This is a genomic window from Clostridium sp. JNZ J1-5 (genome assembly GCF_053901425.1).
In genome coordinates, this window is record NZ_CM132773.1 from 1,411,185 (window position 1) to 1,427,196 (window position 16,012).

Sequence of the window (16,012 nt, forward strand, 5' to 3'; positions counted from 1 at the left end):
AATATGTAAATAGTATAAATTATTTATTGGTACTTAATCAAGACACATATCTATTAATTTACCCTTATTCTTCAAGTATCTTAAAAATTGATCTGCATCCCTATTCATTATTAGTTCTTCTGGCATTACTATTCTTTCAAATATAGCTGATACTTTATCAAAGTTTCCAATAGTAAAACATATATGAGAGTCAGTTCCCATTATAACTTTTGTCCCATGTTTCATACATAATTCTGCTATATTTATACAAATAGGCTCACTTCCTCTACGGGAAGTTTTAAAAGAACTATTATTTATTTCGATTAAAATATTTTTTTCCTTAGCTTTTTTAACTATCTCTTCCTCATATATAGGAAACTTAGGATTTCCAGAGTGTCCTATAATATCAATATATGGATTCTCCATAACTTTTAATAATGCTTCAGTGTTCTCTTCCCTTGTTCCTGGATTTATACAAGGTTCATGAAGACTAGCTATTATTATATCAAGATTCTTTGCAGTATCTTCTGGGATATCTATGTTCCCATTATAATCTATAATATTAGCTTCACACCCATGAAGCATTGTAACACCATATATTTCTCTTGGCAATACCTTAAAATTATCAAAATACCAAATATGAGGTGCACCTGGCATATTTGGGCCATGTTCTGTAGTTCCTAAGAGCTTAAGTCCTATTTCGGATGCATATTTTGCATTTTCTAATAAAGTACTATATGCATGGCCACTAGCCAGGGTATGTGTATGCACATCAAGAACATATTTCACAAACAACACTCCCTTTTACTTTTCTTTGTGAAAATAATCTATTATACTTCCAGCCGCCTTTTCATTAATTGATTCTGTATTTATTAATTCTTCATAGGAGGCATTTCTTATATTTTCTATACTTCCAAATTTCTTTAATAGTTCTTTTCTCCTTCTAATACCTACATTTGGTATTTCCTCCAACACAGAATGCAGGATTCTCTTATCCCTTAAACTTCTATGATACGTTATAGCAAATCTGTGTACTTCGTCTTGAATTCTTGTAATTAAATTCATAACTTTTGCATTAGATTTCATTTCTATCTCTTTATTATTATACACTAAACCTCTAGTTTTGTGTTTGTCATCTTTAACCATACCACAAACTGGTATATGGATATTTAAGCTTTGTAATACCTCTAATGCTACATTTACTTGTCCTTTACCGCCATCCATTAAAATTAGATCTGGAAATATACTAAATTTAGCTCCACTTAATAGTAGTTTTCTTTCCTGTATCTCCTGAACCTCACTAATTCCATGTTTAAATCTTCTAGTGAGTATTTCTCTCATACTATCATAATCATTTGCACCTTTTACTGTCTTTATTTTAAATCTTCTATAATCACTATTTTTAGGCTTTCCAGCTTCAAAAACTACCATAGTCCCTACAGAATCTACACCTTGTATGTTAGATATATCATATGCCTCTATTCTATCAGGCATTTCTTCTAATTCAAGTAATTCAGCTAATTCCTTTAATGCATTTTTATGCAATTCCTTATCTGTTTTTATCTTTAATTTAAACTGCTCTAAAGTATTTTTGGCATTACCCTCTACTAAGTCCAACATCTTTCTTTTTTCTCCCTTTTGTGGAACCTTTATAGACACTTTTGCTCCCCTTTTAGAAGTTAGCCAGTCTTCTAAAAGTTCTGTATCAGCGGCCTCCGGTACATATAATGTCTTAGGTATAAAAGCTGTTCCTCCATAAAAATCCTTAATAAAGTTCGAAATAATCTCTGCTCTCTCTGTAAAAATGCTATTATCTAAAATGAAATGTTCTCTTCCTACTACTTTTCCACTTCTAACGAAGAAAACTTGAGCACACCAATCTTCATCATCACTATATACATTTATAAAATCTTCATTTTCAAAGTTACTAGAAATTATCTTTTGTCTCTCTCTTATCTTTTCAATTGCCAGTAATTTGTCTCTAAATGAAGCTGCTTTTTCAAAGTCTAGACTTTCAGCTGCTCTGTTCATTTCTTCTTTTAAGTTCTCTATTATTTCACTTTCCTTACCTGTAAGCAGATCAATTATCTGTTTTATAGTATTGCCATATTTTTCTTTATTTATATATCCCGCACAAGGTGCTGTACATAAATTTATATGATAATTTAGACACGGCTTTATATATTCTCCATTTTCCTTGATAGATAACCTACAGTTTCTTATAGGAAAAACTTTTTTTATAAGCTCAATAGTCTCATAAACCGCAGATGCATCGGGATATGGTCCAAAATATTTTCCACCATCCCTTGCTCTAATTCTTGTTACGAAAACCCTTGGGAAATCTTCATTTACAGTAATTTTAATAAAAGGATAATGCTTATCATCTTTTAACAAAATATTGTACCTTGGTCTATGCTTCTTTATTAAATTACACTCTAAAATTAGAGCTTCCATTTCCGAATCAGTTATAATGTATTCAAATTCCGCTATATTCTTCACCATGGCCTTAACTTTACTTCCATGGCTCTTAGAATTCTGAAAATATTGTCTTACTCTATTTTTAAGTACTTTTGCTTTCCCTACATATATAATCTCTCCAAGAGAATTTTTCATAAGGTAAACTCCTGGTTTTTCAGGCAGCATTTTTAATTGATATTCAAAGTCAAACATATGTATAACACCTCTTTTCCTTTGTCAGTGTTTTAGATTAAATTCCTGGAAGTTTATAAACAATATATGCAATTCCAATAACTATCAAAAAATTTTCAAAAGCACTTCCACCTTTTGAATTTGCATTATACGTTAATGGTAACTTATACTTTTTCTTTATAAATGGATAAAATAAAGGAATTCCTCTTTTAGTACCCATATCACATACTAAATGCATCCCATATCCTATCATAAAATAATAAGGTAAATTAGGAATACTATAAGTCTTTCCCAAATAACCTGATAACATTGTAAATACTATAAGCCCTACTAAACTATGCGTAAGACCATTTCTATGAGATGAAACAGCTATAAATATTAGAGAGATTCCCAAAACCTTCAATGCAGGTTCTCTCATATATAAATAATCAGTATACAACACTATTATAGCCAAACATAGGTATACTGTGGTTTTTGTTTTTTTATTTCTAAATGGTAATATATACTTATTAATTATACTTTTGGGATGATCTATATCTGGTATTAAAGACGCCAATATTACTACAATTAACCCTATGTAATTAAATCCCCCTGGGACTTTATTATACATGGACATAAATGTTGCGGTACCTATTCCTACATGAGTCTTTCCTTTCATGTCTTCTCCTTTGTTAATACCTATAATAAAAAAAGTCAAGATTCTACAAACTCTTGACTTTATTATAACATTATTATCAAAAAAGAAACATATGTTCTTTTACTATTGTACCTATTTTTGTCCCTATTTTATATACTGTCTTATTACCTCTCTTGCAACTTCTGCTGCTTTTCCTCCACCTACACCACCATTTTCTACTATAACTGCTATTGCAATTTGCGGATTTTCTTTTGGTGCAAAACCTACGAACCAAGAATGAGGTTTTTCATTTGGTCTTCCTGTATCCGCTGTTCCCGTCTTACCACATACATCTATAGATTCTAGCGCTGCATTTCCGCCTGTACCCTCATTTACACCTGCTTTCATATATTCCTTAAGAATTTTAGCATTTTCTACTGAAGTAACCTGCTGAAGGCTTTCAATTTTTGTCTTTTTTATGCTATCGCCTTTTGGATTTAATACATCTTTAACCAATATTGGTTTCATCATTAATCCATTATTAGCAATTGCAGCTGATACCATAGCCATCTCCATTGGTGATGCTAAAACTTGTCCTTGACCTATAGCAGTTTGTGCCATATTTCCTTTTTCACTTTTCCCTAGTGTAGGGAATTTGCTAGTTTTAGCTGCAAAATCATCAGTAGGAAGCTCTTTATTGAAATAAAATTTTTCAGCAGTATTCTTTAGAGCTTCATTTCCAAGTTCCATTCCTAGTGTACCAAAAACTACATTACTAGATTTATAAAAAGCCTCTCTCAGGTCAATATTTCCATAACTGTGACCATCATAGTTCTTCAATGATTCTTTTGAATTAAATACAAGTACTCCCTCATCATTAAAAGTTCTATTTGTTACTCCCTTAATATTCTCTAGAGCACTAACTGTAGTTATTATTTTAAAAGTAGACCCTGGAGGATATAGACCTAGAATAGCTCTGTTATAAAGGGGGATATCTTTATTACTATTTACACTCTTCCAATTTTCATCTAATTTATTAGGATCAAAAGAAGGTTTTGATACCATAGCTAATATCTCTCCTGTTTGAGGATTTAATGCTACTACGGCTCCTTTATTATCTCCTAAGACTTCATAGGCCTTTTGTTGTATATTATAGTCAAGTGTAGTTCTTATATTATATCCTACTTTTTCCTCTTTTTCTGTAATGGAGTTTAAAAACTTTGATAAATCTGCTGTATCTGCTCCCATAAGCATGGAGTCATATTGTTTTTCAAGACCTGTTATTCCATATCTAGGATTAACATATCCTAAAACATGAGCAAATGATTCTCCAGCTACGTAGGTTCTTTCTTGATTTAATTTACTAACCTTCTTACTCTGTGTCAATGCTTTCATGTTTCTATCGTAAATTGTTCCTCTTAAAACTTCATTTCTTTTTGCTTGTAATCTTCTATTATATTGGCTTTCAACAATTTTATCCGATTTAAAAATTTCAAAATATGTAATATAGGACATTACTCCTATAAAACATACTAGAAAAACTACAAGAACTTTCTTAATGTTTTTAGAAATATCATTCAATGCCTGTTCCCTCCTCTGAAATTTTTTGGAGTATACCTAAGGCAAAAAAGGTAGTTATCATTGAACTTCCTCCATAACTTATAAGTGGTAAAGTTATTCCTGTTAAAGGTATTAGGTTTATAACCCCTCCCACTATAACTAACACTTGAGTGGCAATCATTGAGCTGTATCCTACAGCTAATAATGCAGAAAATTTATCTTCAGCATGAACAGCTGCTCTCATACATCTATAAAATAGTAGAAAATATAATATTATTACAGCAAATCCCATAAGTCCACCCATCTCTTCACATAATGATGAAAAAATAAAGTCAGTTGAATTGACTGGTACAAACTCCGGATGTCCTTGTCCAAGCCCTGTTCCAAATAAACCTCCTGATGCTATAGCTATCATTGATTGAACAACTTGATATCCTTCAGCAGTAGCATAAGACCAAACATCTTTCCAAATTGCTACTCTAATTCTAAGATGACTGAATAACTTGTAGCTTACTACTGATCCAACAGCAAATAATGCAAAACAAGTTGCCACATATTTAATTTTTGATGTAGCTATATACAGCATTGTTACTGAAATACCAAAAAATATTAGTGCTGAACCTAAATCTTTTTGGAGAACCATAAATCCTAAGGATATCATTACTATAATAGCTGGTTCAATTAAATCCTTATAATTTTCATATTTTTTCAGTGCTGCTGAAAGATATGCCACTAGTAATATCTTCCCAAATTCTGAAGGCTGAAAAGCATACCCACCTAAAGTAATCCAATTCTTAGAGCCATGCTTTTCTTGGCCTAATAATGTTCCTAAAGCCATTAAAGCTATAGTGCAAATTAGATAAAAATATCTATATTTTGAAAATCTTTTTAAGTCTGGCAGCAATACTACTATCAATATAAAACCTATTATACCGACAGTAAACCAAATTACCTGTTTTAATGCTTCACCTTTATTTAGCCTGTATAGCATAACTATACCAACTACAGTTAAAATACTAGCAAAAATCTGTATATACTTATCCCCATCCGGGAAAAACTTTCTAATTATAAAGTGTGCATATGCAATTAATCCGCATATCATTACTCCCATAATAATTGCTGTTTTATCAATAGTTTGCTTAGGCCAATACAAAGTACTTAAATTAAAAAAACATATAAGACAAAAGATATACGTATACCTTAATAATTTTTTTTCATAACGCTTACTATCCATATATTACTTCTCCATTCTTTAAATAGTAAAAAAGTCACTTACATTCTGTTTTACTTATAAATTCCTATAGGATAAAAGCATAAAGTTTAGAAGTTATACTTCTAAACTTTACTTAACCTATTACCTTAAATATATATTCCCCAATTTCAATCTCATCATCTATATTTAGATAAGTAGCTTTATCTAATTTTTCGTTATTTACTATAGTTCCATTGGTACTCTTTAAATCTTCTATGATATATTCATTATTTTTAATGAATATAACAGCGTGATTACCTGAAACATACTGATCGTGCAACACCAACTGATTATCTTCTTTTCTTCCTATAGTAAGCTTATTATGTATTGGAATAACAGACCCTATCTTTAGAATAGAATTCCCGCCTCCAACTTGCATAACTTCTAATCCTATTCGTTTTCCAACTTTTTTTCTTTTGTTTCCACCTTTTATATCCTTGTACATAATTTTTAAAGCCCAGAAAATAATTATATATATAACTGCAATAATTAGGACTCTTAAAATTAATCTTAATAAAGGCATTTTTTCACCTACTTAATAAAAAATTTATCATACTAAAGACTAGCATTTAGATTATGCTAGTCTTTATTTTTCCTTTTTATTATAACATGTTTTTTAAATAATATCCTGTATAAGAACTTTTATTTTTCGCTATTTTTTCTGGTGTACCAACATCTATAATGGTTCCACCCTTATCTCCACCTTCTGGGCCTAAATCTATTATATAATCTGAACATTTTATTACATCTAGATTATGTTCTATTACAACAACTGTATTTCCTGTATCCACAAGACGTTGAAGAATTGTTATAAGTCTATTAACATCATCTGTATGAAGCCCAGTTGTAGGCTCATCTAAAATATAGAATGTCTTTCCAGTACTTCGTTTTGATAATTCGAAAGCTAATTTAATTCTCTGAGCTTCTCCTCCTGACAATTGGGTAGATGGTTGTCCAAGCCTTATATAACCAAGTCCTACATCCATAAGGGTTTCAAGTTTTGCTTTTGCTCTAGGTACATTTGCGAAAAATTCCAAGGCTTCTTGTACTGTCATATCTAAAATTTCATCAATATTTTTCCCTTTATATTTTACTTCTAAGGTTTCTCTATTATACCTTTTACCTTTGCAGACTTCACATGGTACATATACATCCGATAAAAATTGCATTTCAATTTTTATTATTCCATCTCCATGACAAGCCTCACATCTTCCACCTTTAACATTAAAACTAAATCTTCCAGGTTTATATCCTCTCATTCTAGCTTCTGGAGTATTAGAAAAAAGCTCTCTTATTATATCAAATAAACCCGTGTAAGTTGCAGGGTTAGATCTCGGCGTCCTTCCTATAGGACTTTGGTCAATATTTATTATTTTATCTATATTTTCATAACCTAATATTTCTTTATGTGTTCCTGCAATTATTTTAGATCTGTTTATTTTCCTATTTAGTCCTTTGTATAAAATTTCATTTACTAATGTGCTTTTGCCTGAACCTGACACTCCAGTAACGGAAGTTAATACACCTAGTGGAAACTCTGCACTTATATTTTTAAGATTATTTTCTTTAGCCCCGACAACCTTTATAAGGTTACCATTTCCATTTCTTCTTTTACTAGGAATCTCTATAAGCTTTTCTCCTGTTAAATATTGCCCTGTAATAGATTCTTTGCAGGCTTTTATGATATCTATAGTTCCAGCTGCAATAACTTTTCCTCCATGTTCTCCTGCACCAGGACCTATATCCACAATATAATCTGCTGCTTTTATCGTATCATCATCATGTTCTACTACAACAAGAGTATTCCCTAAATCTCTTAAATGCTTCAGGGTACCTATAAGTCTATCATTGTCTCTTTGGTGAAGACCTATACTTGGCTCATCAAGTATATATAAAACACCCACTAATCCTGATCCAATTTGACTTGCAAGCCTTATCCTTTGGGATTCTCCTCCTGATAGTGTTCCTGATTTTCTATTTAGATTTAGATAATCTAGCCCTACATCTATTAAAAATTGTAATCTGCTCTTTATCTCTTTTAATATTTGATTTGCAATTATAGTATTCTTCTCAGATAACTTTAAACCATTCAAGAAATTTAATTCATCTTTTATTGACATATTTGCGAAATCAAATATATTTTTTTCTCCAACAGTAACAGCTAATGCTTCTGGTTTTAATCTAGCACCTTTACATTTTGGACAAGGAGTATCACTCATATACTGTTCTACCTGTCTTTTTATATAATCTGAATTAGTTTCTAGATATCTTCTCTTTAGATTATTTATAATACCTTCATATTTGTGGTTATATAAGCCTTGCTTATCCTCTTTTGAGTATTCTACGATTATTTTATCTCCACCTAATCCATATAATATATAATCTAGTATCTCTCTTGGTAACTCTTCTATAGGTGTATCTAAATTAAAATTGTACTGTTTGGATAAAGCTTTTAAAATACTAAATGTCCAAGAATCTTCTTTGAGAGCTCCATCCCCTAATGTTATTATAGCACCTTGCATGATGCTTTTTGTCTTATCTGGTATTATTAAATCTTCATCTATTTCCATTAAGCTTCCTATTCCATCACATCTATCACATCTTCCAAAGGGTGAATTAAACGAAAATAATCTTGGAGCTAACTCATCTATACTTATTCCACAATCTGGACAGGCAAACTTTTCACTAAATAATATCTCTTCCCCATCTATAATATCTACAATTACCAGACCATCTGATAGCTTTAAAGCTGTCTCAATAGAATCTGTTAATCTACTTTCTATTCCTTCCTTTACTACTAACCTATCTATAACCGCTTCAATATTATGTTTCTTATTCTTTTCTAAGTTTATCTCTTCTTCTTGAAGATCAAAAATTTCTCCATCTATTCTAGCTCTTACAAATCCATTCTTTTTTATACTGTCTAGAACCTTTGCATGCTGTCCTTTTCTTCCTTTAATAACTGGCGATAAAATTTGAAGTTTAGTTCTTTCAGGAAGCTCCATAACCTTATCTACCATCATATCCAAGGTTTGTTGAGTAATCTCTCTACCACAGCTTGGGCAGTGAGGAATTCCTACTCTAGCATATAATAATCTTAAATAATCATATATTTCTGTAACAGTTCCCACAGTAGAACGTGGATTTCTACTTGTAGTCTTTTGATCAATGGATATTGCAGGGGATAACCCCTCAATATATTCCACATCCGGTTTATCCATTTGTCCTAAAAATTGTCTTGCATATGCAGATAACGATTCTACATATCTTCTTTGACCTTCTGCATATAGAGTATCAAAAGCTAAAGAGGATTTACCTGATCCTGAAAGTCCAGTGAAAACTACCAGCTTATCTCTAGGTATTTCTAAATCAACATTTTTCAAGTTATGAACTTTAGCGCCCTTTATAAAAATCTTATCCTTCACCTTTTTGTTGCTCCTTTCCTTAGTATACTTCTAAGGTATCTAATCTAAAGTTTTTCTTTTAGCTTCAAAATCTCGTCTCTAAGTTCTGCTGCTCTTTCAAATTGCAATTCCTTTGCTGCCTGTTTCATTTCTTTTTCATACTTAATAATGATTTTTTCTATATCTTTCTTAGTAAGCTTTTCAGTATTCTCATCCACATTATACTTTTCTTTTTCCTCTGACACTTTAGTTTGTATAACTTCTCTTATGTCTTTTAAAACTGTTTTTGGGACTATTCCATTCTTTTCATTGTACTCCATTTGAATTTTTCTTCTTCTATTTGTCTCGCTAATTGCCGATTTCATAGCTTTAGTAATTGTATCTGCATACATTATAACCTTACTCTCTGAATTTCTAGCAGCTCTACCTATTGTTTGTATAAGAGATGTCTCAGATCTTAAAAAGCCTTCTTTATCTGCATCTAATATTGCAACTAGAGCAACTTCTGGTATATCTAATCCTTCTCTTAAAAGGTTTATACCTACTAGTACGTCAAATTCCCCTTTTCTTAAATCTCTTATTATTTCCATTCTCTTTATGGTATCAATGCTTGAATGAAGATATTCGGTCTTAATTCCCATCTCTTTCAGATAATCCGTCAAATCTTCTGACATCTTTTTAGTAAGAGTTGTTACTAAAATTCTAAAGCCCTTATCAATTGTTTCCCTTATACTTGAATATAAATCATCTATTTGTCCTTTTACAGGTTTTACAATTATTTCTGGATCTAAAAGTCCAGTAGGCCTTATAATTTGTTCTGCTATATTTGTAGAATGCTCAAGCTCATAAGCTGCTGGTGTAGCACTTACAAATATGGTTTGGTTCAGTTTTCTTTCAAATTCTTCAAATTTCAGTGGTCTATTATCGTAAGCACATGGAAGTCTAAATCCATACCCTACTAAATTGTCTTTTCTAGACCTATCTCCTCCATACATAGCACGAACTTGAGGCAAAGTAACGTGACTTTCATCGATAAATAGCAAAAAATCTCCCGGGAAATAATCTATTAATGTTTGAGGAGGGGTTCCTGATGCTCTTCCATCTAACACTCTAGAATAATTTTCTATACCGCTGCAATATCCAACTTCTCTTATCATTTCTATGTCAAAATTTGTTCTCTGCTTTAATCTTTGTGCCTCCAGCAACTTATCTTCTGCCACTAGTTCTTTAACTCTGTCTTCTAGTTCTTCTTCAATTCTTTTAATGGCTATTTCTAACTTATCCTTTGAAGTAGCAAAGTGAGATGCCGGAAATATAGAAACATGTTTTCTAGTATTGACAATATTTCCTGTTAGTACATCAAATTCTCTTATTTTATCTATTTCATCTCCAAAAAATTCAACTCTAACCCCTATGTTGCTAGAAGATGCCGGAAATATATCTAATACATCTCCTCGTGCTCTAAAAGTTCCTCTGACAAAGTTAACCTCGTTTCTTTCATATTGTATGTCTACTAACTGTCTCATTACTGAATCTCTGTCTTTTTGCATCCCTTCTCTTAATGATACAGTTAATTTTTTATATTCCTCTGGATTACCTAAGCCATATATACATGAAACCGAGGCAACTACAATAACATCTTTTCTCTCAAATAACGCTGATGTAGCAGAGTGCCTTAACTTATCAATTTCATCATTTATAGATGCATCTTTTTCAATAAAAGTATCTGTCTGCGGCACATATGCTTCAGGCTGATAGTAATCATAATATGATACAAAATACTCCACAGAATTTTCTGGGAAAAACTCTCTAAATTCTGATGTTAACTGAGCTGCAAGAGTCTTATTATGAGCCAGTATTAATGCAGGTTTTTGTGCTTTTTCTATAATATTAGCCATTGTAAAAGTCTTACCTGAACCAGTTACACCTAATAGAGTTTGAAACTTTTCATTTTTTTTAATTCCATCTACTATACTCTTTATAGCCTCAGGCTGATCTCCTGTAGGTTTAAATTTAGAATGTATTTTAAATTCTCCCATTTATTCATCTCCTATGAACATTAGTTCGTTCCTATAAATTTTATCCTTTAATAAATTTAATGTCAATATATTTTACAAACAATATGAAAATTATAAAATTATTCACAAAAGAGTAATTTTATAATTCTCTATATAATAAAAAACGCCGATAGACCAGCGTTTTTCCTTTTATCCTTATTTTTTTTTCATATTTTCTAAAATATCGCTAAATTTATTTCCATCTACTTTTACAACTGTATTTTCATCTGGAATATTTATAGGAACAAATACAATACCCAGTCTTTTAGAATTATTTGTATTTCTATATCTTATTTCTTCTAGATTACCTGCCGCTCTTTTTATTTTAAACCAGGCAATATTCGAAGCTTCTATTATAGTTTTCTTTATATCATCTTCTCTAAATATTTTCTTATGATTTACTTCAATTACTACATCTCCACTTCTAATTCCCATTTGTGAAGCTGGTGAATTAGGTGCAACTTCTAAAACCATCATTCCATTTTCATTGCTCACATATTTTGGTTCTTGCTTTACCTCTCTGTACCTTTGTATGTACAGCATAGTTTCATGAGCTGCTGGTGCAAAAATCACTAAAAACAACTTAAAGAATATATTTAAAACCGCTAATCTAGCAAATATAAATAATAAAACACTGTACAACATTATCATAATTCCTGATGAAATGGACTTTTCCTTTTTAGTTTTTGTAAATGTAACACTACTATATCCTATAACACCATAAAAGGGCATTAACAGTATAGCAGCATCTTTAATAAGTTCAATTGGAGTAGTTGGCTTTAACCAACTATTCCAGTTTCCAAGAGAGATTATACTATCAATAGAATATGATCTAGAATTTACAATCAACGCAACAGCCACAGGAATTGCCCAATATCTTTTAAGAGCAAATCCTCCAATTATCTTGTTCTCTTTTTTAGTAAATACAGGTATTGCTCCCTTGTCTCCATCAATTATAACAAGAATGCCTTCAATAAAGTGTAATACTGCCACTAAGGTCATAAGAGCTACTACATCTATATTTAAAAAACTTAAAGCTGTTACATCTGTATTGTACATCCCTTTCATAATTTCTAGCAAAATACTTATAAAGCCTAAAATAGCTCCTGAATATGAAAAACATATAAACTTTGGATTAATGAACATTAAGAATACAGATAGTAAAAATATCAGTTCTATAGATGTATTTTCACTAAAACTTACTCCTAGATACCCTAACATAATGCTTCCAATAATTCCTGCAAATAATCCAAACATTATCTCTGAAATTGTAAGTTCAAATGGAGAATTTATATTATCTCCAATAATCATTTTTTGAATCATAACAATTTTTCTATTTTGCTTATAAAATATTATAGCAAAAATTATTAAAATAAATACATAAGGCGGTTTGACTATAGCATAAGCAGTAGCCTCTAATGCATTTAATGCAATACTCATGTAAGATTATTTCTCCTCTCCCTTTCTTTATTCTCTACTTTAAACCTTGTTTTGCCATATCTAAGGCTTTACTTAATTGAGGATCTTTATCTTTGTTGTATGGTTTATTTAATAATTCCTTTGGATACTTTACTTCAATATTAGGTTGTATTCCCTTGTGGTGTATGTTTTCACCATTTGGTGTGTAATACTTTGATGTAGTCACTTTTAGAGCTGTTCCATCTCCAAACCCGTATTTCTTTTCATAAAGCACACTTTGAACTATACCTTTTCCAAAGCTTTTTTCTCCAATTATTGTGCCTGCTTTATAATCTCTGATAGCCCCTGCAAAAATTTCTGAAGCACTAGCTGTTCCTCCGTCTATTAGCACCGAAAGCGGCATACCAATTAAATCTCCACCTTTAGATTTATACTCCTCTTTATTCTTATACTTATCTTCTGTTGAAACAATAACTTTTCCCTTTGGGATAAATTTTGATGTAATATTAATAGCTTGAGTAAGCCATCCACCTGGATTTTGTCTCAAGTCTAATACCATAGCTTCCATACCTTTACTCTTCAAATCATTAACTACCTTAGTAAATTGTGCGTCTGTATGTTCATCAAAAACAGTTATTGTTACAAGACCTACTTTATTATCTATCATCTCACCAGTAACAGTTGTTAATGTAATAACTTCCCTTTTCATCTTTACGTCAAAAGTTCCTTTTCCCTCTCTACTTATAGTTACTGTTACATCTGTTCCTTTTTCACCCTTCATCATAGTAACTGCCTTTTCATATTCTTTAGCAGTTACCTTAATTCCATCCACCTTTTCAATTATATCTCCACTTAAAATTCCAGCCTTTTTTGCAGGTGAATCTTCAAATGCTGTTATAACTACCACTTTGTCGTCCTTAATACCCACTTGTAATCCCAACCCTACATAATTCCCCTCTGTTTGTGTGCTGAAATCTTTGTACTCATCTTTATTCATGTAAACAGTATATGGATCATTTAATTTTTCTGTCATACCTTTTACTGCTCCATCTACTAGAGCTGCTTCATCAATTTTCCCATCATAAAATTGTTCAAGATTTTGTTTAACAATAAACAATTTCTTAAATTGCATAAAATCTTGGTATGTACTTTCGCTTATTCTTCTTGTACCTTTCACAGGCAATCTAGTCCCTACCATATAAGTTGTAAAATTTGTCAAAACAATAATTAGAACAACTATCAATGCCCATATAACTTTACTATCTCTAGACTTATGTTGTTTTTCTTTTTCATTTATGTCTTTATAATCCAATTAACATCACCTCTTGCCCTAGTATTACTTATATTTTTACGTTAATGGTTCAATAATTATACCTTTTTTAAAAAAATCGTAAATATTAAGGTTGGCCATAATATGCCAACCTTTTAATAGAAATGCTTATACTTTTAAGAACTTTCTAATAGATAGTATGCTTCCAAGTCCTCCAATTAAAACACCTGTGAGGACAAATACCCATAATACATTCATTATGAAAAATTTTGGTGTTACTAAATTAAGCATAATTATAGTCGATGAAAGTTTATGGTAAATAAACTTATAAGAATAGTTAAGTAATACTCCTGATATAAGTGAGCCAACCAATCCTATTATTACGCCTTCTATTATAAAAGGCCATCTTATAAACCAATCTGTAGCACCTACAAATTTCATTATATTGACTTCTCTTCTTCTAGAATAAACAGCTAATTTAATAGTGTTTCCTATTAGAAGTAAGCATATAGGTACCAGTATAAATAAAGCTGCAAGTCCAACCCACTTGATTCCTTTAGTAAGTGATGATATTCTATTTACCAAATCTTCATTAGCTACTACTCTATAAACTCCTGGTAAATTTTTAGTATTATCAACTACAGCTTGTACTATATCTCCATTCTGTAATCTTACTGTAAATGATTCTGGTAATGGATTTTTCTTATCAAAACCTTGAACTAAATCCTTATTTTCTTCTCCAAGTTGCTCTTTCCATTTTTGTAGAGCTTGATCCTTTGTAACATAATTTACTTCTAGAACACCATTTGTACCTTTCAATACGTTTTGAATATTTTCCTTTTCACTCTGCTTAACATCTTCTTTTAAAAATACAGAAACCTCTAGTTTAGACTCTACGCTCTTTATAACCTCATTAGCATTTAACATTGCTAGCAAAAATATACCAAACATCAAAAGAGTTAATGAAACAGTAATTATTGAAGCAAGGCTTAATGTTTTGTTTCTTTTTAAACTTTTCAAAGCATCAATTAAAGAATATTTTACACTAGTGATCTTCATAGCCGTATCTACCTCTCTGCTCATCTCTTACTATAACACCTTTTTCAATAGCAATAACTCTCTTCTTCATAATATCAACAATACTCTTATCATGGGTTGCCATAATAATAGTAGTCCCTGCACGATTGATATCACTTAGTATTTTCATTATTTCTAAAGATGTATCAGGATCTAAATTTCCTGTTGGTTCATCTGCAATTATTAAAGAAGGATTATTTACAATAGCTCTTGCAATTGCTACCCTTTGTTGTTGTCCTCCAGATAGTTCACTTGGAAAACACTTGAACTTATTGGATAGCCCTACCATAGCCAATACCATAGGTACTCTTTTTTTCATTTCTCTTTCTGATGCTTCTACAACTCTCATTGCAAAGGCAACATTTTCATATACATTTAATGTTGGTATCAATCTAAAATCTTGAAATACCATTCCTATTTTTCTTCTATAATAAGGTATATTATTATTCTTAATTTTAGTTATATCTTCATCATTAACAACTATTCTCCCTGTAGTTAGATCAGCCTCTTTAAAAAGTAACTTAATAAATGTTGACTTACCTGCACCACTTGGTCCTACTAAGAAAACAAAATCTCCTCTGTCTATATCTAAATTTATATTAGAAAGCGCAAAAACATTATTGTCATATATTTTAGTTGCATTCCTAAATTCTATCATGCTATAATTTTCTCCTATTCTAGTTTCTTTTGTATAGAAATATTACATGTATTATTATAACATAATATAGA

12 protein-coding genes are annotated in these 16,012 nt (G+C 31.0%); all 12 read right to left on the reverse strand.

Features of this window, described 5'->3' with window-relative positions:
* Nucleotides 1-33: 33 nt before the first annotated feature.
* Nucleotides 34-768: a PHP domain-containing protein gene (locus tag ACWW38_RS06715; protein ID WP_456260015.1), complete on the reverse strand. Its 735-nt coding sequence runs from the start codon at nt 766-768 to the stop codon at nt 34-36.
* Nucleotides 769-783: 15 nt separating this feature from the next.
* Nucleotides 784-2,649: an excinuclease ABC subunit UvrC gene (uvrC, locus tag ACWW38_RS06720; protein WP_456260016.1), complete on the reverse strand. Its 1,866-nt coding sequence runs from the start codon at nt 2,647-2,649 to the stop codon at nt 784-786.
* A 37-nt stretch (nt 2,650-2,686) separates the two neighbouring features.
* Nucleotides 2,687-3,286 carry a metal-dependent hydrolase gene (locus tag ACWW38_RS06725; RefSeq protein WP_456260017.1) on the reverse strand — a complete coding sequence of 200 codons (600 nt, stop codon included), beginning with the start codon at nt 3,284-3,286 and terminating at the stop codon, nt 2,687-2,689.
* 123 nt (nt 3,287-3,409) lie between these two features.
* Nucleotides 3,410-4,825: a peptidoglycan D,D-transpeptidase FtsI family protein gene (locus tag ACWW38_RS06730; RefSeq protein ID WP_456260018.1), complete on the reverse strand. Its 1,416-nt coding sequence runs from the start codon at nt 4,823-4,825 to the stop codon at nt 3,410-3,412.
* Nucleotides 4,818-6,038, reverse strand: a complete 1,221-nt coding sequence (locus ACWW38_RS06735; RefSeq protein WP_456260019.1) for an FtsW/RodA/SpoVE family cell cycle protein — start codon at nt 6,036-6,038, stop codon at nt 4,818-4,820. The genes ACWW38_RS06730 and ACWW38_RS06735 overlap by 8 nt, the downstream gene beginning before the upstream one ends.
* Before the next feature lie 112 nt (nt 6,039-6,150).
* Entirely contained in the window at nt 6,151-6,579 is a 429-nt protein-coding gene (locus tag ACWW38_RS06740) for an FHA domain-containing protein (RefSeq protein ID WP_456260020.1), read from the reverse strand.
* A 79-nt stretch (nt 6,580-6,658) separates the two neighbouring features.
* A complete protein-coding gene (uvrA, locus tag ACWW38_RS06745) occupies nt 6,659-9,481 on the reverse strand; it encodes an excinuclease ABC subunit UvrA (protein WP_456260021.1) in 2,823 nt (940 codons plus the stop codon).
* A gap of 44 nt (nt 9,482-9,525) precedes the next feature.
* On the reverse strand, nt 9,526-11,499 hold the full coding sequence (gene uvrB / locus ACWW38_RS06750; protein WP_456260022.1) for an excinuclease ABC subunit UvrB: 1,974 nt from the start codon (nt 11,497-11,499) through the stop codon (nt 9,526-9,528).
* Between the two features lie 174 nt (nt 11,500-11,673).
* On the reverse strand, nt 11,674-12,957 hold the full coding sequence (locus ACWW38_RS06755) for a PDZ domain-containing protein (protein WP_456260023.1): 1,284 nt from the start codon (nt 12,955-12,957) through the stop codon (nt 11,674-11,676).
* Nucleotides 12,958-12,991: 34 nt separating this feature from the next.
* On the reverse strand, nt 12,992-14,248 hold the full coding sequence (locus ACWW38_RS06760) for a S41 family peptidase (protein ID WP_456260024.1): 1,257 nt from the start codon (nt 14,246-14,248) through the stop codon (nt 12,992-12,994).
* Between the two features lie 126 nt (nt 14,249-14,374).
* Nucleotides 14,375-15,265, reverse strand: coding sequence for a permease-like cell division protein FtsX (ftsX, locus tag ACWW38_RS06765; protein WP_456260025.1), 891 nt, complete (start codon nt 15,263-15,265; stop codon nt 14,375-14,377).
* Nucleotides 15,252-15,941, reverse strand: a complete 690-nt coding sequence (ftsE, locus tag ACWW38_RS06770) for a cell division ATP-binding protein FtsE (protein ID WP_456260026.1) — start codon at nt 15,939-15,941, stop codon at nt 15,252-15,254. The genes ftsX and ftsE overlap by 14 nt, the downstream gene beginning before the upstream one ends.
* Between the last annotated feature and the right edge of the window lie 71 nt (nt 15,942-16,012).

Excerpts from the sequence above, each read along its gene's own strand:
- uvrC (WP_456260016.1), bottom strand. The coding sequence starts at position 2,649 with ATGTTTGACTTTGAATATCAATTAAAAATGCTGCCTGAAAAACCAGGA.
- ACWW38_RS06725 (WP_456260017.1), bottom strand. The coding sequence starts at position 3,286 with ATGAAAGGAAAGACTCATGTAGGAATAGGTACCGCAACATTTATGTCC.
- ACWW38_RS06735 (WP_456260019.1), bottom strand. The coding sequence starts at position 6,038 with ATGGATAGTAAGCGTTATGAAAAAAAATTATTAAGGTATACGTATATC.
- ACWW38_RS06740 (WP_456260020.1), bottom strand. The coding sequence starts at position 6,579 with ATGCCTTTATTAAGATTAATTTTAAGAGTCCTAATTATTGCAGTTATA.
- uvrB (WP_456260022.1), bottom strand. The coding sequence starts at position 11,499 with ATGGGAGAATTTAAAATACATTCTAAATTTAAACCTACAGGAGATCAG.
- ACWW38_RS06755 (WP_456260023.1), bottom strand. The coding sequence starts at position 12,957 with ATGAGTATTGCATTAAATGCATTAGAGGCTACTGCTTATGCTATAGTC.
- ftsX (WP_456260025.1), bottom strand. The coding sequence starts at position 15,265 with ATGAAGATCACTAGTGTAAAATATTCTTTAATTGATGCTTTGAAAAGT.
- ftsE (WP_456260026.1), bottom strand. The coding sequence starts at position 15,941 with ATGATAGAATTTAGGAATGCAACTAAAATATATGACAATAATGTTTTT.